Raw genomic sequence first — 21,581 nt, 5'->3', positions numbered from 1 at the left:
CATGCGTGACACCTTCGCCGCCACCGTCAACCGCGCCATGGACACCGACCCCCGCCTGACCGTCGTCCTGGCCGCCATCTCCACGGGCATGTTCCGCGGAGCCGCCGCCCGCCACCCCGGCCGTGTGATCGACATGGGCATCCGGGAGCAGGCCATGATCGGCGTGGCCGGGGGACTGGCCCTGACCGGGATGCGCCCGGTCGTGCACAGCTACGCGCCCTTCCTGGTGGAGCGGCCCTTCGAACAGCTCAAACTGGACCTGGGCCACCAGGGCGTGGGCGCCGTCCTGGTGAGCATCGGCGGCTCCTACGACGCCGCGGAGGAGGGGCGCACCCACCAGGCGCCCGGTGACGTGGCGCTGCTGGACACCCTTCCGGGGTGGACCGTGTACGCGCCGGGGCACCCCGACGAGGTGCGCGCCGCCCTGGAGGCCGCCCTGCCCGGGGAGGACCGCGTGTACGTGCGCCTGTCGGGGACCTCCAACCGCGCGGCGATGCCGTTGGACGGACGCCTCAGCGTGGTGCGCACGGGCTCGCCGCGTTCGGCCGGGGTGGTGGTGGCGGTCGGGCCGATGCTGGACCGGGTGCTGGAGGCCACCGCCGACCTGGACGTGACGGTCGCCTACACGGCCACCGTGCGCCCCTTCGACCGCGAGGGGCTGAGCGCGCTCGTCGGCGCGGCGGGCAACGCCGACGTGCTGGTGGTGGAGCCCTACCTGAGCGGGACCTCGGCGCACGAGGTCGCCGCGGCGCTGGCCGACCGGCGCCACCGCCACCTGGGCCTGGGCGTGGCACGGGACCGCGAGGTGCGCGCCTACGGGACCCCGGCGCAGCACGCCCGGGCGCACGGACTGGACACCGAGGGCATCGCCAAGTCCGCCCGTGCGTTCTTCCTCGTGTGACCCGCCCGCCGACGTGACGGGCCCTCCTGTGCGACCCGTCCGACGGTGAGGCCCGCCTCCTGGTGTGACCGGCCTCCCCGCGCGTCCCGGAGCCCGCCTGCGCGGCGGCCGGGACGATCACCCGGACCCGCCCGGGGCCCTGCGTGGTGCGGCCCCGGGCGCCTTCCGCTACTTGACGGCGCCCATCGACAGGCCGCGCACCAGCTGGCGCTGGGCCGCCCAGCCCACCACCACGATGGGCAGCGACGCCATGACGGCGGCCGCCGCCAGCTGCGCCACGAACAGTCCCTCGCTCGTGATGAAGCCGGTCAGGAACACCGGGACGGTCGCGGCCCGGGCGGCGGTCAGGTTGACGGCGAAGAAGAACTCGTTCCAGGCGAAGATCATGCAGATCAGCGCGGTCGCCGCGATGCCCGGGGCCATCACCGGCATCATCACCGACCACAGCACGCGCGCCAGCCCGGCTCCCTCCACCCGGGCCGCCTCCACGATCGCCTTGGGCACCTCCAGGAAGAACGACCGCAGCATCCACACCGCGATGGGCAGGTTCATCGCCGTGTACAGCACCACCAGGGTCCACACGTTGTCCAGCATGGACAGGTGCGCGGCGGCGACGTAGATCGGCACCACGACCGCCACCACCGGCAGCATCTTCGTCGAGATGAAGAAGAACAGCACGTCCTGGGTCCGCTTGACCGGGGCCACCGACAGCGCGTAGGCGGCGGGCAGCCCGAGCAGCAGCACCAGGAGCGTGGACGCCAGGGTGGCGATCGCCGAGTTGCCCAGGTACGGCACGAAGTCCGCGCCCAGGACGGTGGTGAACCGGTCCAGGGTCGGCTGGAAGAAGAGCGTCGGCGGGTCGGTCGCGGCCTGGTTCTCCTCCTTGAACGCGGTCAGCACCAGCCACAGCACCGGGAACACGAACACCAGTCCCACGGCCCACGTGAACACGGTCAGGGCGGCGCTCCCCAGCCGGGCCCGGGAGCGGCCGGCCGCGCGCGGCGCGCGTGCGGCGACGGCGCCGCCCGCGGCGCCCGCGGGTCGTTCGGGGGCTCGGGCGGTCACGATGTCGCCTCCTGTGCGTTCATGAACGTGCGGAAGATCAGCCGCAGGGCCAGCGTCGCCACGATGATGGTGCCGACCACCACCACGACGCCCATGGCCGCGGACTGGCCGATGTCGAACCCGAGGAAGGTCCGCTGGTAGACGTAGAAGGGCAGGTTGGAGCTGGCGGTGCCCGGCCCGCCCTGGGTCATCATGTAGATCGTGTCGAAGGTGTTGACCACGTAGACCGACCCCAGCAGCACGCCCAGCTCGATGTAGCGGCGCAGGTGCGGCAGGGTGATCCAGGCGAACGTCTGCCACCGGGACGCGCCGTCGACCTGGCCCGCCTCCAGTACGTCGGAGCCCTGGCTCTGGAGTCCCGCCAGCACCAGCAGCATCATGAACGGCGTCCACTGCCAGACCAGCGCGGCCACCACGGAGAACACGGGCGCCTGGGAGACCCAGTCGAACGACTCGACCCCGAACGGCGACAGCACGAAGTTCACCAGGCCGAACACCGGCTCCAGCATGATGTGCTTCCACAGCAGCGCCGTGGCCACGGGCAGGATCAGGAACGGGGTGATGACGAGCGTGCGCACCACGCCTCGCCCTCTGAACTTCCGGTCCAGCAGCAGCGCGAGCCCGATGCCCAGCAGCATCGCCACCACCACGCAGGAGGCGGTGATCAGCACCGTGTTCGCCGCCGCGCCCAGGAACTGCCGGTCGGTGAAGACCGCCGCGTAGTTGGCCAGGCCCACCCACGCCTGGGAGTCGGGCCGCAGCAGGTTCCACGAGCGCAGCGAGTACACGACCGTCGCCAGGAACGGCAGCTGCGTGACGACCAGCATGAACACCAGGGCGGGCAGGAGCGGGGCCCGGCGGGCCCATCCGCCCCCGCCGCGGCTCCGCCTCGGCCGCTCGGGCGGCGTCGCCGCCGCGGGCGCCTCGCGCGCGGGCGCGGTCACAGCGCTCATCGGTCGTCCTCCCTGTAGGTCCCACCGACGACCTCGGCGTACTCCTGGCTCTGTTCGAGCGCCTGCTCGACGGTGATCTGCCCGGCCACGGCCGCGCTCAGCTGCTGGCTGACCCGGGTGCCCAGGTCCTGGAACTCGGGGATGGCGAGGAAGCCGATGCCCTCGTAGGGGACCGGGCGCGTGCCCGGGTCCTCGGGGTCCGCCTCCTGGATGCCCTGGAGCATGGGCTCGGCGTAGGCCCGGGCGGCCTCCCGGTACTCGGGGACCTCGAACGTGGAGAGCCGGTTGCCGGGCGGCACCCGCTGCCAGCCGTACTCCTCGGCGACGGTGCGCACGTAGTCCTTGTCGGTCATCCACTCCAGGAACGCCCACGCCTCCTCCTTGTGCTCGGAGGTGGAGGGGACGCCCAGCGCCCAGGTGTAGAGCCAGCCGCCGTAGTCGGTCTCGGCCACCGGCGCCGCGGCGTAGCCGTTGAGCCCGGCCACGGTCGCCGAGTCCGGGTCCTCGATGGTGCTGACCATGGAGGTGGAGTCGTAGAACATGGCCGCCCGGCCCTGGGAGTAGCGGTTCAGGCAGTCCCCGAACCCGCTGTTGGCCGCGCCCGGCTGGCCGTGCTCACGCGCCAGGCCCACGTAGAACTCGGCCGCGCGCCGGAACTCGGGGGAGTCGATCTCGGCGTTCCAGTCCTCGTCGTACCAGCGCCCGCCGAAGGTGTTCAGGACGCTGTTGAAGGGGCTCAGCACCTCGCCCCAGCCCGCGAGGCCGCGCAGGCAGATCCCCGAGACCCCCGGCTCCACGCCGTCGAGCTCGGCGGCCAGGTCCGCCACCTCCTCCCAGGTGGGGTCGGGCGGCATCTCCACCCCGGCCTGCTCGAACAGGTCCTTGCGGTAGGCGAGGAAGGAGGACTCGCCGTAGAAGGGCACCGAGTACATGTCGCCCTCGTGGGACAGGTCCTCCCTGATGGAGGGGATGAAGTCCTCGTGGTCGTAGCCCCCGGCGGCGTCGATGGAGGGTTGCAGGTTCTCCAGCCAGCCGTACTCGGCCCACTGGCGGGTCTCGTAGTTGCTGATCATGACGACGTCGAACTCGCCCCCGCCGGTGGCCACGGAGGTGGTGATCTTGGCGCGGGCCTCGTTCTCGGGCAGGGACACGAAGTCGAGCGCGATGCCGGGGTGCTCCGCGCGGAACCGCGACTCCAGGGAGATCGCGTCCTGCATCTGCGGGTTGGACACGATCGCGACGGTCAGCCGGACGGCGCCGTCCTCGGAGGGGAGGGCGCCCGTCCCGGCGCACCCGGTGAGCAGCAGTCCGCAGGCGGCGACGGCGGTCGCCCGGACGGCGTAGGTGGTGTGCACTTGGCTGCCTTCCCGGGTCAGGCGGTCTCGTCGGGGACGACCTGGACCTTCACCCCGGTGCCCGCGCGCATCATGGCCAGCGCCTCGGGGAACTTCTCCAGGGGCAGGGCGTCGGTGAGCAGCGGCGCCGTGCGCACCGCGCCGCTGCTGATGAGGTCCACGGCCGCCCCGTAGCTGTTGAGCACGGCCATGGAGCCCACGACGGTGATCTCGTCGTTGTAGATCCGAAACGGCGACAGCGCCACGCGGGCCGCCTCGTCGGCGACCCCGAAGACCAGCAGGCGCCCTCCCCGCCGCAGCGAGTCGAAGGCCGCCTCGATGGCGGAGGGCGCGCCCGTGACGTCCACCGCGGCGTCGAAGCGCTCGTCGCCCAGCTCGGACGCGTCCGTCGCGGTCGCGGCGGCGCCGAGGTCGGTCGCGATGGCCAGGCGGCGGGTGTTGCGGTCCACCACCGTCACGCGGGCGCCGGAGTTCTGCAACAGCTGCTGGAGGAGCAGGCCCATGGTCCCGGCGCCCACCACCAGGAAGCGCTCGCCGGTCTCCACCCCGATGCGCCGGACACCGTGGACGGCGCACGAGAGCGGCTCGACCAGGGCGCCCTCGCGCATGCTCACCGAGTCGGGCAGGCGGTAGCAGTTGGCGGCGGGGACGGCCACGTACTCGGCGAACGCGCCGTCCACGGTGTCGCCGATCGCGCCCCAGTTGGCGCACAGGTTGCCCCGTCCGGCGCGGCAGTACTCGCAGTGCCCGCAGAACAGGGAGGGGTCCACGGCCACCCGGTCGCCGGGGCGCAGGTCCCCCGGGGCGTTCTCGCCGACGGCCGTGACCGTTCCGGCGAACTCGTGCCCGGGCACCAGCGGGTAGGGGCTGGGCGGGAACTCCCCGTCGGCGATGTGCAGGTCCGTCCCGCAGATCCCGCAGGCGCCGACCCGGACCACCACGCCGTCGGCGGCGGGGTGCGGGTCGGGGCGGTCCCCCACGGTGACGGAGCCCGGTTCGGTGATGATGGCGGCACGCACGGTTGGGAACCTCCCGTTGAACGCTCATGTGAGCGATGTGAGTCACATATGTTTCGAACATTGAACGCCCATCGGAAACGCGCTGTCAATGGATCCGGCACATTCGAGTACACTTCTGCACGTATGAGCGATCAGCGTGGTGAGGTTCAGGAGACGGCCCCCAGCGGCCCCGCGGAGATGGTGCGGCTCGCCGCCATCGCCCGCAGGTTCTACCTGGACGGGCGGTCCAAGGTGGAGATCGCCGAGGAGTTCGGCCTGAGCAGGTTCAAGGTCGCCCGTGACCTGGAGACCGCCCGCAGCAGCGGGATCGTGCGCATCGACATCCGCCTGCCCGCCCGGCTGGACGGGGAGCTGTCCGAGCGCATGCGCGCGGCCTTCGGCCTGCGCCGGGCGATCGTCGTGGACGCCCTGGACGACCCGCGGGACACGCGCCGGGCGCTGGGGTCGGTGGCGGCGCGGCTGCTGTCGGAGATCGTGCGGCCCGACGAGGTACTGGGGCTGGCCTGGAGCAGGTCGCTCCAGCTGATGGGCCTGGACATGGTGGACCTGCCGCGCTGCACGGTGGTGCAGCTCAACGGCGTGCTGTCCGAGCAGGCGGAGGGCGGCGGATCGGTCGAGACGGTGCGCCGGGCGGCCGCGCTCTCGGGCGGACCGGCGTACCCGATCTACGCGCCGCTCATCCTGCCGGACGCCGCCACGGCGGCGACGCTGCGCGCCGACCCGGGCATCGCCTCGGCGTTCGCGCACTTCGACCGACTCACGACGGCCGTGGTGGCCATCGGGGGCTGGGACGAGTGCAACTCGACCGTCTTCCAGGCGCTGGACCCGGACTCGCGGGCCAGGTACACCGCGCTGGGCGTGTGCGCGGAGATGTCCGCCCAGCTGTTCGACGCCGACGGCCAGCAGGTGCACTCCGACCTTGACGAGAGGGTCATCAGCGTCCGGGCGGACCAGCTGCGCCGGGTGCCCGAGGTGGTGGCGGTCGCCGGCGCCGGGGACGAGGCCAAGGCCAGGGCGATCGGCGCCGCGCTGCGCAGCGGCCTGGTGTCCACGCTGGTGACGGACGACGCCGTGGCCAGGCTGCTGCTCGACGGGGAGCCGACGGGGCGGGAGTGAGACACCGGTCGCCGCCCCGGGGGAGCGGCGGCGGTCAGCGCACCACGGCACTGCCGCCACAATGGATAGCGATGAATCTGGTCAATCTTCAGGACGTGTCCCTGGCCTACGGGCCGCTCGTACTCCTCGACAAGGTGTCGCTCGGCGTCGACGAGGGTGAGCGCATCGGCGTCGTCGGCCGCAACGGCGGCGGCAAGTCCACGCTCATCTCCGTGCTCTCGGGCATCACCCGGCCCGACTCCGGGCGGGTGGTGCACAACCGCGGGCTGCGCATCGGCTTCCTGCACCAGCGCGACACCTTCCCCGACTCCACGGTCGGGGAGTTCGTCCTGGGCGACCGGGCCGAGCACGAGTGGGCGGGCGACGCCCGCGTCCGCGACATCCTGCGCGGACTCCTCGGCGGCTGGGCCCTCGACACCCCCATGAGCGGCCTGTCCGGCGGCGAGCGCCGCCGCTCCGGCCTGGCCCGGCTCCTGGTGGGCGACCACGACCTCATCGTGCTCGACGAGCCCACCAACCACCTCGACATCGAGGGCATCGCCTGGCTCGCCGAGCACCTGCGCGCCCGTCCCGAGGCGCTCGTGGTCGTCACCCACGACCGCTGGTTCCTGGACGCCGTCACCACCCGCACCTGGGAGGTCGGACGCGGCGCGGTCGAGCGCTACGAGGGCGGTTACGCCGCCTACGTCCTGGCCAAGGCCGAGCGCGAGCGCCAGGCGGCCGCCGCCGAGGAGCGCCGCCAGAACCTCATGCGCAAGGAGCTGGCCTGGCTGCGCCGCGGCGCCCCGGCCCGCACCTCCAAGCCCAAGTTCCGCATCGAGGCGGCCAACCAGCTCATCGCCGACGAGCCGCCGCCCCGCGACACCGTCGAACTGGTCAAGTTCGCCAGCTCCCGGCTGGGCAAGACCGTCATCGACCTCAAGAACGTGTCCGCGTCCGTCCCCGACCGGACCCTGCTCGACCACCTCACCTGGCAGCTGGGCCCCGGCGACCGGGTCGGCCTGGTCGGGGTCAACGGCGCGGGCAAGTCCACCCTGCTCAGGATCCTGGCCGGGGAGCGCGAGCCCGACTCCGGCAGCGTGCGCACCGGCCGGACCGTCAAGCTCGCCCACCTGTCCCAGAACGTCGCCGAACTCGACCCCGCCGCCCGCCCCCTCCAGGCGGTCATGGACGTGCGCGAGCACGTCACCATCGGCAAGCGCGACTACACCGCCAGCCAGATGCTGGAGCGGTTCGGGTTCCGCGGGGAGCGCCAGTGGACCCCGATCGGCGACCTGTCCGGCGGTGAGCGACGCCGCCTCCAGCTGCTGCGGCTGCTCATGGACGAGCCCAACGTGCTGCTGCTGGACGAGCCCACCAACGACCTGGACATCGAGACGCTCACCGAGCTGGAGGACCTGCTCGACGGCTGGCCCGGCTCCCTGGTGCTGGTCAGCCACGACCGCTACTTCCTGGAGCGCATCACCGACCGCGTGCTGGCTCTGATGGGCGACGGCGGCCTGGCCTTCCTGCCCGGCGGCGTGGACGAGTACCTCCAGCGCCGCGCGGCCAGCGCGGGCGAGGCCACCGTGCCGCTGGGCGCCTCCGAGGCCGCCGCGGCCCAGGCCCCGGCGGAGCAGCCCGCGGTGTCGGCGGCCGAGCGGCGCGCCGCGCAGAAGGAGATGCAGCGCGTCGAGCGGCGCATGGACCGCATCGCCAAGCGGGAGGCGGAGCTGCACGAGCTGATGGCCGCCGCGGCCGAGGACTACACCCGGCTCGCCGAACTCGACGCAGAGGCCAAGGCCCTGGCCGTCGAGCGCGGGGAGCTGGAGGAGGTCTGGCTGGAGCAGGCCGAACTCGTCGGGGAGTGAGGCCGCGGCGCGGCTGACCGCGAAGGACGCCCGGCCGGAGAACTCCGGCCGGGCGTCCGGCTCGTAGGGGCGGTACGGCTGGACCGGGGCCCCTTCCTGAGAAAGAATCCGAGCCACGGCGGCGTGCGCTCCGAATACGCCGTGAAGCACCGCGCCGCGCGGTGGGCGTCGGCGCCCCGGCAAACGAGGAGATGGACGCGGATGAGCGACCTGGACGAGATCCCGGTGACCCTGATCGACGGACGCGAGACGACGTTCGGCGAGTGGTCGGGCAAGGTGAGGCTGGTGGTCAACGTCGCCTCGCGCTGCGGCTACACCCCGCAGTACGAGCGGCTGGAGAAGCTCCAGCACCGGTACGGCGACCGGGGGTTCACCGTGCTCGGCGTGCCCAGCAACCAGTTCCTCCAGGAGTTCGGCAGCGAGGAGAAGATCGCGGAGTACTGCTCGGCCACCTGGGGCGTCACCTTCCCCATGACGGCCAAGGCCAAGCTCAACGGCAAGCAGCAGCACCCGCTCTACGCGGCGCTCTCCTCCGCCGAGGACGAGGACGGCAAGGCGGGGAAGGTCAAGTGGAACTTCGAGAAGTTCCTCGTCCTGCCCGACGGCGCCGTGCACCGCTTCCGCAGCTCGACCGAGCCCGACGACCCCAGGATCACCGCGCTCATCGAGAAGGCGCTCCCCGGCGACGCGGGGTAGCCGGAGCCGCCCCCGCCCGCTCCCCGGCGGCCCGCCCCGAACACGGCCGCCGGGTCCTGCCGGGTCACTCTGCCCGGTCCATCTGCCGGGCGAAGACGGCGGCGATCTCGCGCGCGCCCTCCTCGTTGGGGTGGATGTCCGGGCCCCGCTCGCCGTGGCACATCCACGTCAGGTCGCAGACGTTCTGGAGGTTGGCGGGCAGCCCGGTCTCACTGCCCCGGGGCACCTCCTGGTTGGTGGACTCGAAGACCGCGTCCACCTCCGCCACGTCGATCCCCTCCGCCCGGTAGGCCTCGGCGATCGTCCCGTTGACCTCCAGCAGGATGTCCACCGCCTCCTCGGCCAGACCCCCGCGCGCCTCGGTCTCGGGGAAGAGCTCCTCGGCCTCCTCCGCCGCCGCGGTCGCCTGCTGGGCGGGGTCCCCGTCCAGCAGCAGGAAGGCCAGGAACGGGTTGTAGTAGGTCATCCCGATGATCTGCGTGTCCGGCCCCGCCGCCTCGCGCAGCCGCTCGGCGATCTCGGGGGTCTCCTCCCGGAGCCGGTCCAGGCCCTCCTCCACGCACGCGCGGTCGATGTCCACGTCCCCGGAGTCGGGGGCCTGCCCCTCGGGGGTGTTGACCCCCCGCACGCAGCGGGTGAAGTTGTTGGCGCCGATGGTCAGCGTCACCAGGTCCACCTCGCCCTCGTGCTCGGCCAGGAAGGCCTCGGCCTCCTCCAGCTGCGAGCCGTGCTCGTAGCGCGGGTCGCAGCCGGGCAGCCCGCCCTCCATGAAGGTGGTGGTGTCCTCGCCCGCGCACCCCATCCGCTCGTGCCGCAGCCCCGGGCGCTCCTCCTTCAGGGTGCGGTACAGGACGTCGGTGTAGCCCTCGGAGGTCTCCACCGGCTCGCCGCCGGCGTCGGGCTGCACGCCCACGCTGATCGAGTCGCCCAGTGACAGGTAGCGGCCGCCGGAGTCCGCCCCGCCGTCCTCGGCGCCGCCGCCGTCAGTGCCCCCGCCACCGCTGCCCGAGCACCCCGCGACCAGCACGGCCGCGGCCGCCGCGGCCATCCAACGGACCCGCACGTGTCCCCCCGAACGATCGACTGCGCGTACCGGGGCTGCACTACCCCGGGACGCGCGGTTCTCACGCGGTGCGGCCGTGCGGCGTCCGACACACGGCGGCGGACCCGCCCCCGGGGGTGGGGGAGGAGTACGCGCCGGTCAGCGGACCCGTTCGGCGGAGACGGCGGCGACCTCCCGCGCGCCCGCCCCGTCGGTGTGGACGCCCGTGCCCCGGCGGGAGACGGGTACCGCCCGGTGCCTAGGGTCTGTTTTTTGAACCGGTCTCAGCTTGTGGGGGGTTGGTTCGGGCGCCCACAGGGTTCTGGAGGTGCCGGAGGCGGGGGCGTGAGGAACGAGCGAACCCGTCGTAGGCGCCGAAGGTTCCTGTTCTCCGGGCGCCCGAACACGGACCGAAGCGGAGCGAAGGTCCAAAAAAACACTGCCTAGCCCTGCTGGGCCTCGGGGCCCCTGTCGAGGGGCGCCAGGAGGCGTCTCAGTAACGATGCCAGCTGTTCGCGGTCGCCGTCGGCCATCGGCGCCAGCAGGGTCTCCTCGTAGCTCAGGAGCGACCTGAGGGCCGCGTCGATGCGCTCGGCGCCCTGTTCGGTCAGCCGGACCAGGACCCCGCGCTTGTCGGCGGGGTCGGGGCGGCGCCGCACGAGCCCGGCCGCGGCCAGCCGGTCCACCCGGTTGGTCATGGTCCCCGAGGTCACCAGGGTGGCGCGCAGCAGCCGCCCGGGGCTCAGCTCGTACGGGGGGCCGGAGCGGCGCAGTTCGGCGAGCACGTCGAACTCCCAGGGCTCCAGGTCGTGCTCGGTGAAGACGGTGCGCCGGGCACGGTCCAGGTGGCGCGCGAGCCGCGACACCCGGCTGAACACCTCCAGCGGCGTCACGTCCACGTCGGGGCGTTCGGAGCGCCACGCCTCGATCAGCCCATCCACCTCATCGCGCATGGGGACAGCTTATCTCTTGACATCAAGATAGTGGGGCGGGTATGCCGTGCACACCCGCCCCACAGGTCGAGAGGACCCTCCCGCGTCAGCCCGGCCCGCGCTTGCCCGGGCGCAGCCTCGGCTTCGGCTCCAGGCTCGACAATCCGTTCCAGGCCAGGTTGACCAGGTGCGCGGCGACCACCTCGCGCTTGGGCCTGCGCACCTCCAGCCACCACTGGCCGGTCAGGGCCCACATTCCCACCAGGGCCTGGGCGTACATGGGGGCGAGCGCCGGGTCGTAGCCCCGTTCGGCGAACTCGTCGACCATGATGTGCTCGACCTGGCTGGCGATGTCGTTGAGCAGGCTGGCGAAGCTTCCCGTGCCGGAGGCCGCGTGCGAGTCCCGGGTCAGCACCCGGAACCCCACGGTGTTCTCCTCCACGTACCGCAGCAGGGCCAGGGCCGCGCTCTCGATCTTGCTCCGGGCGCCGTCGGCGGAGAGGGCCTCGCCCATCATCGCCAGGAGGGTGCGCATCTCACGGTCGACCACGACCGCGTAGATGCCCTCCTTGCCGCCGAAGTGCTCGTACACCACGGGTTTGGACACACCGGCCCGCGCGGCGATCTCCTCGACGGAGGCCGCGTCGAACCCGCGTTCGGCGAACAGCTCCCGTCCGATCTCCACGAGCTGTTGCCGACGCTCCTTGCCCGTCATGCGCTTGCGGCGCACACGGATCTTCTGATCGCTGTCGGCTGCTCCCATGATGGCTACCGATCCTAGACGCTGACCCGCTTGGCGGCGAGTCGTTCGTTGTTGGGCCAGCGGACCTTGGAGGCCCAGCCGAGCTTCTCGAAGACCCAGATGACGCGGGCGGAGATGTCGATCTGGCCCTTGAGCACGCCGTGGCGGGCGCAGGTGGGGTCGGCGTGGTGCAGGTTGTGCCAGGACTCGCCGAAGGACGGGATGGCCAGCCACCACACGTTGCGGGAGCGGTCGCGCACCTCGAAGTTCTCCTCGCCGATGGTGTGGCAGATGGAGTTGATCGACCAGGTGACGTGGTGCAGCAGGGCCATGCGCACCAGGCTGGCCCAGAAGAAGGCGGTGAACGCGCCCCACCAGGACATGGTGACCAGGCCGCCGATGAGCGCCGGGGCGCCCAGGGAGAAGACCACGATCAGCCCGAAGAGCTTGTCGACCAGGACGATGTCCTTGTCCTTGAGCAGGTCGGGCGCGAAGCGGCGCGGCGAGGTCTTCTTCTCGTCCAGGTACATCCACGCCATGTGCGCGTAGTACAGGCCCTTGGCGACCGACTTCCAGTCGTCGCCGAAGCGCCACGGCGAGTGCGGGTCGCCCTCGGCGTCGGCGTACTTGTGGTGGCGGCGGTGGTCGGCCACCCACTTGATGACGCTGCCCTCGATGGCCATCGAACCGGCGATCGCGAGCGCGATGCGCAGCGGGCGCTTGGCCTTGAACGAGCCGTGCGTGAAGTGGCGGTGGAAGCCGACCGTGATGCCCAGGCCGCTGATCAGGTAGAAGACCGAGGCGATGGCGATGTCGGTCAGGGACAGGCCCCAGCCCCAGAAGAAGGGCAGCGAGGCCAGCAGGGCGATCAGCGGCACGAACACGAACGCGAAGACCGTGTACCGCTCGGCCCTGCCGCGCAGCTCGGGCTCGTACTCGGGGATCGCCTCGCGCTTGGGCTCTGTCTTCTCGGTCGGTAGCTCGGGAGCAGCGGTCATGGTTCTTCCTCGCTGTCGGGCAGTCGGTCGTCGTCGTGGTCAGGGCGGCGTCCGAACGACACCGAAGTGACCGCCGCGACGACCCAACCTATTCCTACGTAACCGTAACCTACGATGCCGTAGGTTTGGCAAGCCCTCCGGGAAAGGCGCTATGTTGGTGGCTGGCGCACGGGTGGCGTGGTCCACCCCGCGCGTTCCCGGATGATGTAATCGGCAGCATGTGGGGTTTTGGTCCCCATCGTCCAGGTTCGAGCCCTGGTCCGGGAGCCCTTCCGGCGTCCTCACGCGCACCCGCGCGGTTCCCCGCGCGCCGCGCGTCCCCGCGTATACGGACATACCTATCCGGAGCGGCGCATCTCACACAGGGCCTCCGGAAACCGCCGCCACAGGCGCGGCGCGGCCAACCGCCGCTCACCCCCGCGTCACGCGCCCGTGGGGCGCCGGTGACGCACATGTATCCTTCCCATGTCGGCCGCTGGTCATCCGACGGCCGCCCGTGCGGCATGCGGGTCGCGCCGCCGAGGGGTGAGCCGACATCTCAGCCACCAGCTACCACGAGGGACTCCTCAGTGAGCGTGAACCGTCCGGCTGCCGTCATCGTCCTCGCGGCGGGCGAGGGCACCCGAATGAAGTCGAAGCTTCCCAAGGTCCTCCACGAACTCAACGGCCGCAGCATGCTCGGCCACGTGCTCGCGGCGGCGCGGGAACTCGACCCCCAGCACGCGGTCGTGGTCGTCGGCCACGCGCGTGAGCAGGTCAGATCCCATCTGGAGGAGATCGCCCCCCAGGCCGCCACCGCGGTCCAGGAGGAGCAGAACGGCACCGGCCACGCCGTGCGCATGGCGATCGAGGACCTGGCCGCCAAGGGCGTCAAGCTCAGCGGCACCGTGGTCCTGACCTGCGGCGACACCCCCCTCCTGCGCGGTTCCACGCTCGCGGAGCTCGTCGCGGCCCACGACGAGGAGGGCAACGCCGTCACGGTGCTCTCCGCGCGCGTACCCGACCCCCACGGTTACGGCCGCATCGTCCGCGACGCCGACGGCGACTTCACCGGCATCGTCGAGCACGCCGACGCCACCCCCGAGCAGCACGCGATCGACGAGATCAACTCGGGCATGTACGCCTTCGACGGCGCCCTGCTGTCCGAGGTCGTCCAGCGCCTGTCCACCGACAACGCCAAGGGCGAAGAGTACGTGACCGACGCGGTCTCCCTGCTGCGCGGCGACGGCCACCGGGTCGGCGCCTGGGCGGCGGAGGACTGGCACGAGGTCCAGGGCGTCAACAACCGCGTCCAGCTCTCCGAGGCCCGCCGCGTCCTCAACGACCGGCTGGTCAACGAGCACATGCTCGCCGGGGTCACCGTCGTGGACCCCGCCACCACCTGGGTGGACGCCCAGGTCACCATCGGCCGCGACACCGTGATCGAACCGGGTACCCGGCTGCTGGGCGCCACCTCCGTCGGCGAGGACGCCGTGGTCGGCCCCCGCGCGGACCTGAGGGACACGGTCGTCGGCGCGGGCGCCACGGTGCGCGAGACCACGGCGGACCGGGCCGAGATCGGCCCCGGGGCCTCCGTCGGCCCCTACACCTACCTGCGGCCGGGCACCCGCCTGGCCGAGCGGTCCAAGGCCGGAGCCTTCGTCGAGGTCAAGAACTCGAACGTCGGCGCCGAGTCCAAGATCCCGCACCTGACCTACGTGGGCGACGCGGACATCGGCGTGGGCAGCAACATCGGCTGCTCCTCGGTGTTCGTCAACTACGACGGGGTCAACAAGTCCCGGAGCGTCATCGGCGACCACGTCAGGATCGGCAGCGACAACACCATCGTCGCCCCGGTCCGCGTGGGCGACGGCGCCTACTCCGGGGCGGGGACCGTGGTCCGCGACGACGTGCCGCCCGGTGCCCTCGCCGTTTCCGAGGGGCACCGCCAGCGCAACGTCGAGGGCTGGACCCGGCGCAAACGCCCGGGCACGCCCTCCGCCGAGGCGGCGGAGCAGGCCGATCGGCACAGAGCCGACGACAAGCAGTGACTGTGGGGGAGAAACACGTGACCGGGATGAAGGCCACCGGCCAGAAGAACCTGATGCTCTTCTCGGGGCGCACGCACCCGAGCCTGGCCGAGGAGGTCGCGAAGGAACTGGGGATCGACGTGGTCCCCACCCGGTTCGACACCTTCGCCAACGGTGAGATCTTCGTCCGCTACCTGGAGTCGGTGCGCGGCTCGGACGCGTTCGTCATCCAGTGCCACTCCGACCCGATCAACGAGTCCATCATGGAGCAGCTGATCATGGTGGACGCGCTCAAGCGCGCGTCCGCCAAGAGGATCACCGTGGTGACCCCGTTCTTCGGCTACGCCCGGCAGGACAAGAAGCACCGCGGCCGCGAGCCCATCTCGGCCCGCCTCATGACCGACCTGTTCCGCACCGCGGGCGCGGACCGGATGATGGCCGTCGACCTGCACACGGACCAGATCCAGGGCTTCTTCGACGGCCCGGTGGACCACCTGTTCGCGCTGCCGATACTGGCCGACCACATCGCCGGCCGGGTCGACCAGTCCGAGATCACCGTGGTCTCGCCGGACGCGGGCCGGGTGCGCACCGCCGACCGCTGGGCGGACCGCCTCGGCGCCCCGCTGGCGATCATCCACAAGCGCCGCGACCCGGACGTGGCCAACCAGGTCCGGGTGCACGAGGTCGTCGGTGAGGTCAAGGGCCGCGTCTGCGTGCTGGTGGACGACATGATCGACACCGGCGGCACCATCGTCAAGGCCTCCGAGGCCCTGTTCGAGCAGGGCGCGGCCAAGGTCCTGGTGGCCGCCACGCACGGCGTGCTGTCCGGTCCGGCCGCCGAGCGCCTCCAGAACTCGCGGATCTCCGAGGTGGTCATCACCAACTCGCTGCCCGTTCCGGAGGAGCGCTCCTTCGAGAAGCTGACCCAGCTCTCGATCGCGCCGCTGGTGGCCCGCGCCATCAGCGAGGTCTTCACCGACGGCTCGGTCACGAGCCTGTTCGAGTAGACGTCCGGGGACGCGCGTTCCCCCGCCCGGGACCTCCCGCGGCCGCCCCGCCGGGCCGCCGCGGGAGGTCCCCGTCGTTCGCGGCCCGCCTCCGGGACCGCGCCCGGCGGGCAGGGTGCTGTCCGGGGCGACGCAAACGCTCTCCAGCGCGCTGACCGGCGCTTTCCGGGTCGCGCGGTCCCGGACGCGTGTCCCCGGGCCCCGACGGCCGCCTGGGGGCCGGGGCCGCGTCCGCCGCCGGGCGGCCCCCTCGCGGGCGCCCGCGCGGAGGCCGTCCGGCCGGCGGGTTTCTCTGGGGGCTTGTCCGGACCGGGGAGGGAATCGCGGGCCATGTTCGGAGTCGTCGGCGAAGCCATTAGACTTGACCGAGTGTCCCCGTGCCCAGGCGGAGCCGTAAGAAGGCTGCGTTCGGAAGGCGGGCAGGGGTGCGCGACGAGCGTTCCCGGGCCGGGCGGGTCCGGTGACGGCTCGCCGGGCACGCCTGGAACCAGGGCGGTCGCGTCCCTGCCTGAGGGCAGTCCCCGCCGCATTCCCCGCCGAGGGCGGGAATCGTTCGTGCTACTGGAGCCGTGTTCCCCGTTCTGCGGGGTTGAACCCGAGGAGTTTTGTCGTGTCCGAGGTACGTATCGCTGCCGAGCCCCGCACGGAATTCGGCAAGGGCGCCTCTCGTCGCGCCCGCCGCGCGGGTAAGGTGCCGGCCGTCCTCTACGGCCACGGCACCGAGCCCCGCCACCTGAACCTGCCGGGCCACGAGCTCATGCTCGCCCTGAAGACCCCCAACGTCCTGATCCGCCTCGACGGCCTGGACAAGGACAACCTCGCCCTGCCCAAGAGCGTGCAGCGCGACGCCATCAAGGGCTTCCTGGAGCACATCGACCTGCTGGTCGTCTCCAAGGGCGAGAAGGTCGAGGTCGAGATCCCGGTCAGCCTGATCGGTGAGGTCAAGGCCCCGGGTGTGCTCACCCAGGAGCTCGTCACCGTGGCCGTCGAGGCCGAGGCCACCCACATCCCCGAGGGCGTCGAGTTCGTCATCGAGGACCTGGAGATCGGCGCCGCGCCGACCGCCGCCGACGTCAAGCTGCCCTCCGGCGTCACCCTGGTCACCGACCCCGAGGCCATCCTGCTCACCGTCTCCGCCCCGCGCGTGGAGGAGGAGCCGGAGACCAGCGAGGAGGCCGCCCAGGCCGCCGAGGGCGAGGGCGACGAGGCCGCCCAGGAGACCGCCGCCGAGTAGGCGGTCACAGGCCACACACGGCGACGCGCGGTCTCCCGACAGGGGCCGCGCGTCCGTCGTGTCAGCCGCCGTCCCGGTAGGGTCGTGCCCCATGGGCAACTGGTGGGGCAGGCTGTTCGGCGGCAGGGGCTCCGGCGCGCGCGGCGCCGGGGACGCAAGCGTCGGCGGAGAGAACGAGGACATGGCCGATACCGAGCGCTGGCTCGTCGTGGGGCTGGGCAATCCCGGGCCCAAGTACGCCGGGAACAGGCACAACGCCGGGTTCCTGGTGGTGGAGGCGCTCGCGGGCGGCGAGCGCTGGAAGGCGCACAAGGCGCACGCCGAGGTGGTGGAGACCCGTCTGGACGGCGTCCCCGTGGTGCTGGCCAAGCCGCGCAGCTTCATGAACCTGTCGGGCGGCCCGGTCTCCGGCCTGGCCCGCTTCTACAAGGTTCCGGTCGAGCGGATCGTCGTGGTGCACGACGAGATGGACATCGACTTCGGCGCGCTCAAGCTCAAGAAGGGCGGCGGGCCGGGCGGGCACAACGGCCTGAAGTCGATGACCTCGTCCCTGGCCAGCCCGGACTACATCCGCGTGCGCTTCGGGGTGGGCCGCCCGCCCGGCCGGATGGACCCGGCCGCGTACGTGCTCAAGGACTTCTCCTCCACCGAGCGGGCCGAGCTCGACCTCAACGTCGAACGCGCGGCCGACGCGGTGCGCACGGTGCTCACCGAGGGCCTTGGCCGGGCGCAGAACATCTACCACACCGCCGCCTGACCCCCGCGGGGACATGCGGCGGCGCACCCGTCGGCGCGGGAACGGCGCCGACGGGCGAGGCGACGGGTGCGTACCCGGCTACCGGCCGCGGCCCGGCCCGCCGTCCCCGGCCTCCCGCAGGAGCGACCTCAGGGTGAAGTAGGCGGGCTTGCGGTCGAAGTCGCCGTCCATGACGGTCGCCGCTCCCTCGCCCTCGAAGAACACCGGCACCCACGAGTACCTGTCGGTGAAGCCCCAGATGGTGAAGGAGCCGCAGCCCTCCACCGCCAGGCAGGCCTCCAGAGCCTGACCGTAGTAGTCGGCCTGCCGCTCCAGCTGCTCCCCGGTCGGCTCCCCGCCCTCGGGCACCGCCATGCGCACGTCCACCTCGGTCAGCGCCGTGCCCAGGCCGAGGTCGTCGAAGCGCCGGAGGTTCTCCTCCAGACCGGACGGGAAGCCGTACCGCATGCTCAGGTGCACCTGGGCGGAGAACCCGTGCACCGGCACGCCGTCCGCCAGCAGCTCCTGGACCAGCGCGTAATAGGCGTCGCTCTTGGCGTTGACGTCCTCGACGCCGTAGTCGTTGAAGTACAGCTCCGCCGAGGGGTCGGCCTCGTGCGCCCAGCGGAAGGCGTCGGCGATGATCCCCGGTCCGAGTTCGCGGATCCAGATGTTGTCCCCGGTGCGCAGCTCCCCCGACTCGTCGAAGATCTCGTTGGCCACGTCCCACTGCGAGATCCGGCCCTCGTAGCGGCCGACGACGGTGGTGATGTGGTCGTGCAGGATCTCGCGCAGCTCCTCGTCGGTGAAGTCTCCCTCCTCCAGCCACTCCGGGTTCTGGCTGTGCCACAGCAGGGTGTGCCCGCGCACGTCCTGGCCGTTGCGCTCGGCGAAGTCCACGATCCTGTCGGCCATCCCGAACGCGTACTCGCCCGGCTCGGGGTGGATGTACTCCCACTTCATCTGGTTCTCGGGGGAGACCGAGCTGAACTCCCGGGCCAGGATGCGGCGGTAGCGCCGGTCCGAGGTGAAGGGGTCGGGGTAGTCCTGGTCCACGTGGTGCCCGCCGCCCGCGACGGCGGTGCCGATGACCAGGCCGTCGGGCGCGGCCCAGCGCAGCGTGCCCGGTTTCGCGTCGTGCCGGTTGTGGTGCGGCGGCCGGTGGCCGCCGCCGTGGTCGTGCCCGGGGGCGGCGGCCGCGGGGGCGGCCAGGGGGACCGCCAGCGCCGTCGCGGCGAGGACGGCGGTGACGAGGCGGAGCGGCTTCATGGGGGGAACTCCGATCTGGCGACCGACGGAACTTCCGGAAAGTTCCGTAAAATATGAAGGTCAATGGACCCTAGGTCGTCGCCGGGCGCAGCGTCAAGATCCCGTCTCGGCGCTGTCGCCCCGCCAGCTGTGCTCGTACTCTGGGTGAGCACGAAGGAGGACCATGTCCGACACCCCGTCCCGAGACGTCACGATCTCCGCCATCGCCGAGGAGGCGGGCGTCTCCGCGCCGACGGTCTCGCGCGTGCTCAACGGCCGGGGCGACGTCGCCCCCGCCACGCGCGAGCGCGTGGAGAGCCTGATCCGCGCCCACGGCTACCGGCGCCGCGGGGGCCGGCCCCGGGAGCGCGTCGGCCTGCTCGACCTCGTCTTCAACGACCTGGACAGCCCGTGGGCCGTCGAGATCATCCGCGGGGTGGAGGACGCCGCGCACGAGAGCGGGACCGGCATCGTGGTGTCGGCCATCCACCGCCGGGTCAGCTCCACCCGCCAGTGGCTGGAGAACGTGCGCTCGCGCGCCACCGACGGGGCGATCCTCGTGACCACGGACCTGGACCCCGAGCTGCGCGAGGAGCTGCGGGAGCTCCACGTGCCCGCCGTGGTCGTGGACCCGGTCGGCGTCCCGGACCTGGACACGCCCACGGTCGGCGTCACCAACTGGGCCGGGGGCCTCAGCGCGACCGAGCACCTGATCCACCTCGGCCACCGGCGCATCGCCTTCGTCGCCGGGCGCCCCGAGCTGTGGTGCAGCCGGGCCAGGCTCGACGGCTACCGGGCGGGCCTGGAGACGGCGGGGCTCGCGGTCGACGACGAGCTGGTCGTGCCGGGCGAGTTCGGCTACGAGTCCGGCTTCCTGGCGGGGGAGAGGTTGTTCGACCTCGCCGAGCCGCCCACGGCCGTGTTCGCGGCCAGCGACCAGATGGCGCTGGGCGTCTACGAGGCGCTGCGCCGCCGCGGCCTGCGGGTGCCCGCCGACGTCAGCGTGGTCGGCTTCGACGACCTGCCCGAGGCGCGCTGGTCCTCGCCGTCCCTGACCACCGTGCGCCAGCCGCTGTCGGACATGGGCAGGCTCGCGGTGCGCACCGTGCACCGCCTGGTGCAGCGCGAGACCATCGAGAGCCCGCGGGTCGAGCTGGCCACCGAACTCGTCGTGCGCGACAGCACCGCCCCGCCTCCGTGAGGGGCGCGGGAAGGGGTGTCGGCGTTGACACCCCGGTGCGGCGCTCCTTAGGCTGATTTCACCGGAATATTCCGGAATCCCCCAGGCTCCGCGCCAAGGAGACCAGCGTGACCACCACTCCCCGAGGAAAGACCGCGCCGCCCACCCGCGCCCGGCGGGGCCTGGCCGTCGCCGTGGCCGGCACACTGCTCCTGCTCGGCGGCTGGAACGCCACCGGCGCCGCCGCCGAACCGGAGCCCGACGCCGGGAACTGGGTCGGCACCTGGGCGGCCGCGCCCACCGCCGCGCCCGCCACGGCCACCCCGGTCCTGCGCGACGAGACCGTCCGGCAGGTCGTGCGCACCAGCGTCGGCGGCGACCGGCTGCGCCTGCGCCTGACCAACGAGTTCGGGGAGAGCGCCCTGCGCGTGGGCCGGGTGCACGTGGCCCTGCGCGCGGGCGCCTCGGGCACCGACATCGACCCGGCCACCGACCGCACCGTCACCTTCGGCGGCCGTACGTCGGTGACCGTCCCGGCGGGCGCGCCCCTGGTCAGCGACCCGGTGTTGCTGGAACTGCCCGCCCGCTCCGACCTGGTCGTGAGCATCCACCTGCCGGAGGAGACGCCGGTGACCACCCTGCACGCCTCCTCCTTCCAGGAGAACGCGGTGGCCGCGGGCGACGTCACCGGTGACACGTCCGTCGAGGCGACCCGCACGCTCACCCAGTGGCACTTCCTGTCGGGGGTCAGCGTGCGGTCGCGCACGCGGCTCGCCGACGCGGTCGTGGCCCTGGGCGACTCCATCACCGACGGCTCCGAGACCGAGGTCAACGCCAACCACCGGTGGCCGGACCTGCTCGCCCGGCGCCTGCCGCACACCGGCGTGCTCAACTCCGGGATCGGGGGCAACCGCCTGCTCCACGACCCCAACCCGCCCGAGGGCGGCGACGCCGAGGACTTCGCGGCCTTCTTCGGGCAGAGCGCCCTGCGCCGCTTCGACCGGGACGTGCTGGCGCAGCCGGGTGCGGGCCACGTCATCGTCCTGCTGGGGGTCAACGACCTGGGCCACCCCGGAACCGTGGCCCCGGTGTCGGAGACCGTCACGGCCGAGGAGGTCATCGGCGCCCACCGCCAGATCATCGCCCGCGCCCGCGCGGCCGGGCTGCGGGTCTACGGGGGCACCATCCTGCCGTTCGGGGGCGACACCCTCGGGTTCCACACCGAGGAGAACGAGGCCAAGCGCCAGGCGGTCAACGAGTGGATCCGCACGAGCGGGGAGTACGACGCGGTCATCGACTTCGACGAGGTGACGCGCGACCCGGACGACCCGCGGAGCCTGCTGCCCGCCTACGACAGCGGCGACGGCCTGCACCCCAACGACGCCGGTATGGCCGCCATGGCCGACGCCGTGCCGACCCGGCTCTTCCGCCCGGACCCGGAGGGCTAGGCAGTGTTTTTTGGACCTCCGCTCCGCTTCGGTCCGTGTTCGGGCGCCCG

The 21,581-nt window shown here is 72.3% G+C and carries 19 protein-coding genes; 10 read left to right on the top strand and 9 right to left on the bottom strand.

The window, feature by feature from the left end:
• The first annotated feature begins 1 nt into the window (after nt 1).
• Entirely contained in the window at nt 2-901 is a 900-nt protein-coding gene (locus ACSTA4_RS25125) for a transketolase family protein (protein WP_444961253.1), read from the top strand.
• A gap of 168 nt (nt 902-1,069) precedes the next feature.
• On the opposite strand, the gene ACSTA4_RS25120 is transcribed toward ACSTA4_RS25125, so the two are convergent.
• Genes ACSTA4_RS25120 through ACSTA4_RS25105 form a run of 4 tightly spaced genes read right to left on the bottom strand, consistent with a single transcriptional unit; the run spans nt 1,070 to nt 5,293 of the window.
• A complete protein-coding gene (locus ACSTA4_RS25120) occupies nt 1,070-1,966 on the bottom strand; it encodes a carbohydrate ABC transporter permease (RefSeq protein ID WP_013155005.1) in 897 nt (298 codons plus the stop codon).
• Nucleotides 1,963-2,919: a carbohydrate ABC transporter permease gene (locus ACSTA4_RS25115; RefSeq protein ID WP_013155004.1), complete on the bottom strand. Its 957-nt coding sequence runs from the start codon at nt 2,917-2,919 to the stop codon at nt 1,963-1,965. Before ACSTA4_RS25115 ends, ACSTA4_RS25120 begins: the two co-directional genes overlap by 4 nt.
• Nucleotides 2,916-4,274 (bottom strand): ABC transporter substrate-binding protein, encoded by a 1,359-nt coding sequence (locus ACSTA4_RS25110; protein WP_071622749.1) that lies wholly within the window; start codon nt 4,272-4,274, stop codon nt 2,916-2,918. Before ACSTA4_RS25110 ends, ACSTA4_RS25115 begins: the two co-directional genes overlap by 4 nt.
• Before the next feature lie 17 nt (nt 4,275-4,291).
• The gene (locus ACSTA4_RS25105) at nt 4,292-5,293 is read right to left on the bottom strand and encodes a zinc-dependent alcohol dehydrogenase family protein (protein WP_013155002.1); all 1,002 of its coding nucleotides are present in this window, start codon (nt 5,291-5,293) and stop codon (nt 4,292-4,294) included.
• Between the two features lie 177 nt (nt 5,294-5,470).
• On the opposite strand from ACSTA4_RS25105, the gene ACSTA4_RS25100 reads away from it, so the two are divergent.
• The 3 genes from ACSTA4_RS25100 (at nt 5,471) to ACSTA4_RS25090 (ending at nt 8,955) form a co-directional block, all read left to right on the top strand.
• A complete protein-coding gene (locus ACSTA4_RS25100) occupies nt 5,471-6,409 on the top strand; it encodes a sugar-binding transcriptional regulator (protein WP_444964271.1) in 939 nt (312 codons plus the stop codon).
• Between the two features lie 71 nt (nt 6,410-6,480).
• Nucleotides 6,481-8,259, top strand: coding sequence for an ABC-F family ATP-binding cassette domain-containing protein (locus ACSTA4_RS25095; RefSeq protein WP_013155000.1), 1,779 nt, complete (start codon nt 6,481-6,483; stop codon nt 8,257-8,259).
• A 201-nt stretch (nt 8,260-8,460) separates the two neighbouring features.
• Nucleotides 8,461-8,955 (top strand): glutathione peroxidase, encoded by a 495-nt coding sequence (locus tag ACSTA4_RS25090; protein WP_444961252.1) that lies wholly within the window; start codon nt 8,461-8,463, stop codon nt 8,953-8,955.
• 64 nt (nt 8,956-9,019) lie between these two features.
• Here the strand turns inward: ACSTA4_RS25090 and ACSTA4_RS25085 are convergent, their stop codons facing one another.
• The 4 genes from ACSTA4_RS25085 to ACSTA4_RS25070 all read right to left on the bottom strand — a co-directional run bounded on the left by ACSTA4_RS25085 (nt 9,020) and on the right by ACSTA4_RS25070 (nt 12,669).
• Nucleotides 9,020-10,003, bottom strand: coding sequence for a GDSL-type esterase/lipase family protein (locus tag ACSTA4_RS25085; protein WP_444964270.1), 984 nt, complete (start codon nt 10,001-10,003; stop codon nt 9,020-9,022).
• Between the two features lie 437 nt (nt 10,004-10,440).
• Nucleotides 10,441-10,950, bottom strand: coding sequence for a MarR family winged helix-turn-helix transcriptional regulator (locus ACSTA4_RS25080; RefSeq protein WP_248772034.1), 510 nt, complete (start codon nt 10,948-10,950; stop codon nt 10,441-10,443).
• Between the two features lie 85 nt (nt 10,951-11,035).
• Nucleotides 11,036-11,692: a TetR family transcriptional regulator gene (locus ACSTA4_RS25075; RefSeq protein ID WP_444961251.1), complete on the bottom strand. Its 657-nt coding sequence runs from the start codon at nt 11,690-11,692 to the stop codon at nt 11,036-11,038.
• A 14-nt stretch (nt 11,693-11,706) separates the two neighbouring features.
• Complete coding sequence (locus ACSTA4_RS25070) at nt 11,707-12,669, bottom strand: acyl-CoA desaturase (RefSeq protein WP_444961250.1); 963 nt, start codon at nt 12,667-12,669, stop codon at nt 11,707-11,709.
• A gap of 569 nt (nt 12,670-13,238) precedes the next feature.
• On the opposite strand from ACSTA4_RS25070, the gene glmU reads away from it, so the two are divergent.
• The 4 genes from glmU to pth all read left to right on the top strand — a co-directional run bounded on the left by glmU (nt 13,239) and on the right by pth (nt 17,676).
• Nucleotides 13,239-14,699, top strand: a complete 1,461-nt coding sequence (gene glmU, locus ACSTA4_RS25065; RefSeq protein WP_444961249.1) for a bifunctional UDP-N-acetylglucosamine diphosphorylase/glucosamine-1-phosphate N-acetyltransferase GlmU — start codon at nt 13,239-13,241, stop codon at nt 14,697-14,699.
• A 17-nt stretch (nt 14,700-14,716) separates the two neighbouring features.
• The gene (locus ACSTA4_RS25060; protein ID WP_013154993.1) at nt 14,717-15,685 is read left to right on the top strand and encodes a ribose-phosphate diphosphokinase; all 969 of its coding nucleotides are present in this window, start codon (nt 14,717-14,719) and stop codon (nt 15,683-15,685) included.
• Nucleotides 15,686-16,295: 610 nt separating this feature from the next.
• The gene (locus tag ACSTA4_RS25055) at nt 16,296-16,919 is read left to right on the top strand and encodes a 50S ribosomal protein L25/general stress protein Ctc (protein ID WP_444961248.1); all 624 of its coding nucleotides are present in this window, start codon (nt 16,296-16,298) and stop codon (nt 16,917-16,919) included.
• A 91-nt stretch (nt 16,920-17,010) separates the two neighbouring features.
• Nucleotides 17,011-17,676 (top strand): aminoacyl-tRNA hydrolase, encoded by a 666-nt coding sequence (gene pth, locus ACSTA4_RS25050; protein ID WP_274974747.1) that lies wholly within the window; start codon nt 17,011-17,013, stop codon nt 17,674-17,676.
• 78 nt (nt 17,677-17,754) lie between these two features.
• Here pth and ACSTA4_RS25045 read toward each other — a convergent pair whose 3' ends face one another.
• Nucleotides 17,755-18,924 carry an endo-1,4-beta-xylanase gene (locus ACSTA4_RS25045; RefSeq protein ID WP_444961247.1) on the bottom strand — a complete coding sequence of 390 codons (1,170 nt, stop codon included), beginning with the start codon at nt 18,922-18,924 and terminating at the stop codon, nt 17,755-17,757.
• A gap of 163 nt (nt 18,925-19,087) precedes the next feature.
• Here ACSTA4_RS25045 and ACSTA4_RS25040 point away from each other — a divergent pair, with 163 nt between their 5' ends.
• Nucleotides 19,088-20,104: a LacI family DNA-binding transcriptional regulator gene (locus ACSTA4_RS25040; protein ID WP_444961246.1), complete on the top strand. Its 1,017-nt coding sequence runs from the start codon at nt 19,088-19,090 to the stop codon at nt 20,102-20,104.
• Between the two features lie 107 nt (nt 20,105-20,211).
• The gene (locus ACSTA4_RS25035) at nt 20,212-21,531 is read left to right on the top strand and encodes an SGNH/GDSL hydrolase family protein (RefSeq protein WP_444961245.1); all 1,320 of its coding nucleotides are present in this window, start codon (nt 20,212-20,214) and stop codon (nt 21,529-21,531) included.
• Nucleotides 21,532-21,581: the final 50 nt, after the last annotated feature.

This window comes from Nocardiopsis sp. M1B1 (assembly GCF_052466615.1).
Note: the sequence above shows the minus strand (reverse complement) of the source record. Positions and strands in the feature narration are given on the sequence as shown.

What these genes read in the sequence shown, in the direction of transcription:
- ACSTA4_RS25125 (WP_444961253.1), top strand. Translation starts at nt 2, where the DNA reads ATGCGTGACACCTTCGCCGCCACCGTCAACCGCGCCATGGACACCGAC.
- ACSTA4_RS25115 (WP_013155004.1), bottom strand. Translation starts at nt 2,919, where the DNA reads ATGAGCGCTGTGACCGCGCCCGCGCGCGAGGCGCCCGCGGCGGCGACG.
- ACSTA4_RS25100 (WP_444964271.1), top strand. Translation starts at nt 5,471, where the DNA reads ATGGTGCGGCTCGCCGCCATCGCCCGCAGGTTCTACCTGGACGGGCGG.
- ACSTA4_RS25095 (WP_013155000.1), top strand. Translation starts at nt 6,481, where the DNA reads ATGAATCTGGTCAATCTTCAGGACGTGTCCCTGGCCTACGGGCCGCTC.
- ACSTA4_RS25090 (WP_444961252.1), top strand. Translation starts at nt 8,461, where the DNA reads ATGAGCGACCTGGACGAGATCCCGGTGACCCTGATCGACGGACGCGAG.
- ACSTA4_RS25085 (WP_444964270.1), bottom strand. Translation starts at nt 10,003, where the DNA reads ATGGCCGCGGCGGCCGCGGCCGTGCTGGTCGCGGGGTGCTCGGGCAGC.
- ACSTA4_RS25080 (WP_248772034.1), bottom strand. Translation starts at nt 10,950, where the DNA reads ATGCGCGATGAGGTGGATGGGCTGATCGAGGCGTGGCGCTCCGAACGC.
- ACSTA4_RS25075 (WP_444961251.1), bottom strand. Translation starts at nt 11,692, where the DNA reads ATGGGAGCAGCCGACAGCGATCAGAAGATCCGTGTGCGCCGCAAGCGC.
- ACSTA4_RS25070 (WP_444961250.1), bottom strand. Translation starts at nt 12,669, where the DNA reads ATGACCGCTGCTCCCGAGCTACCGACCGAGAAGACAGAGCCCAAGCGC.
- pth (WP_274974747.1), top strand. Translation starts at nt 17,011, where the DNA reads ATGGGCAACTGGTGGGGCAGGCTGTTCGGCGGCAGGGGCTCCGGCGCG.
- ACSTA4_RS25045 (WP_444961247.1), bottom strand. Translation starts at nt 18,924, where the DNA reads ATGAAGCCGCTCCGCCTCGTCACCGCCGTCCTCGCCGCGACGGCGCTG.
- ACSTA4_RS25040 (WP_444961246.1), top strand. Translation starts at nt 19,088, where the DNA reads ATGTCCGACACCCCGTCCCGAGACGTCACGATCTCCGCCATCGCCGAG.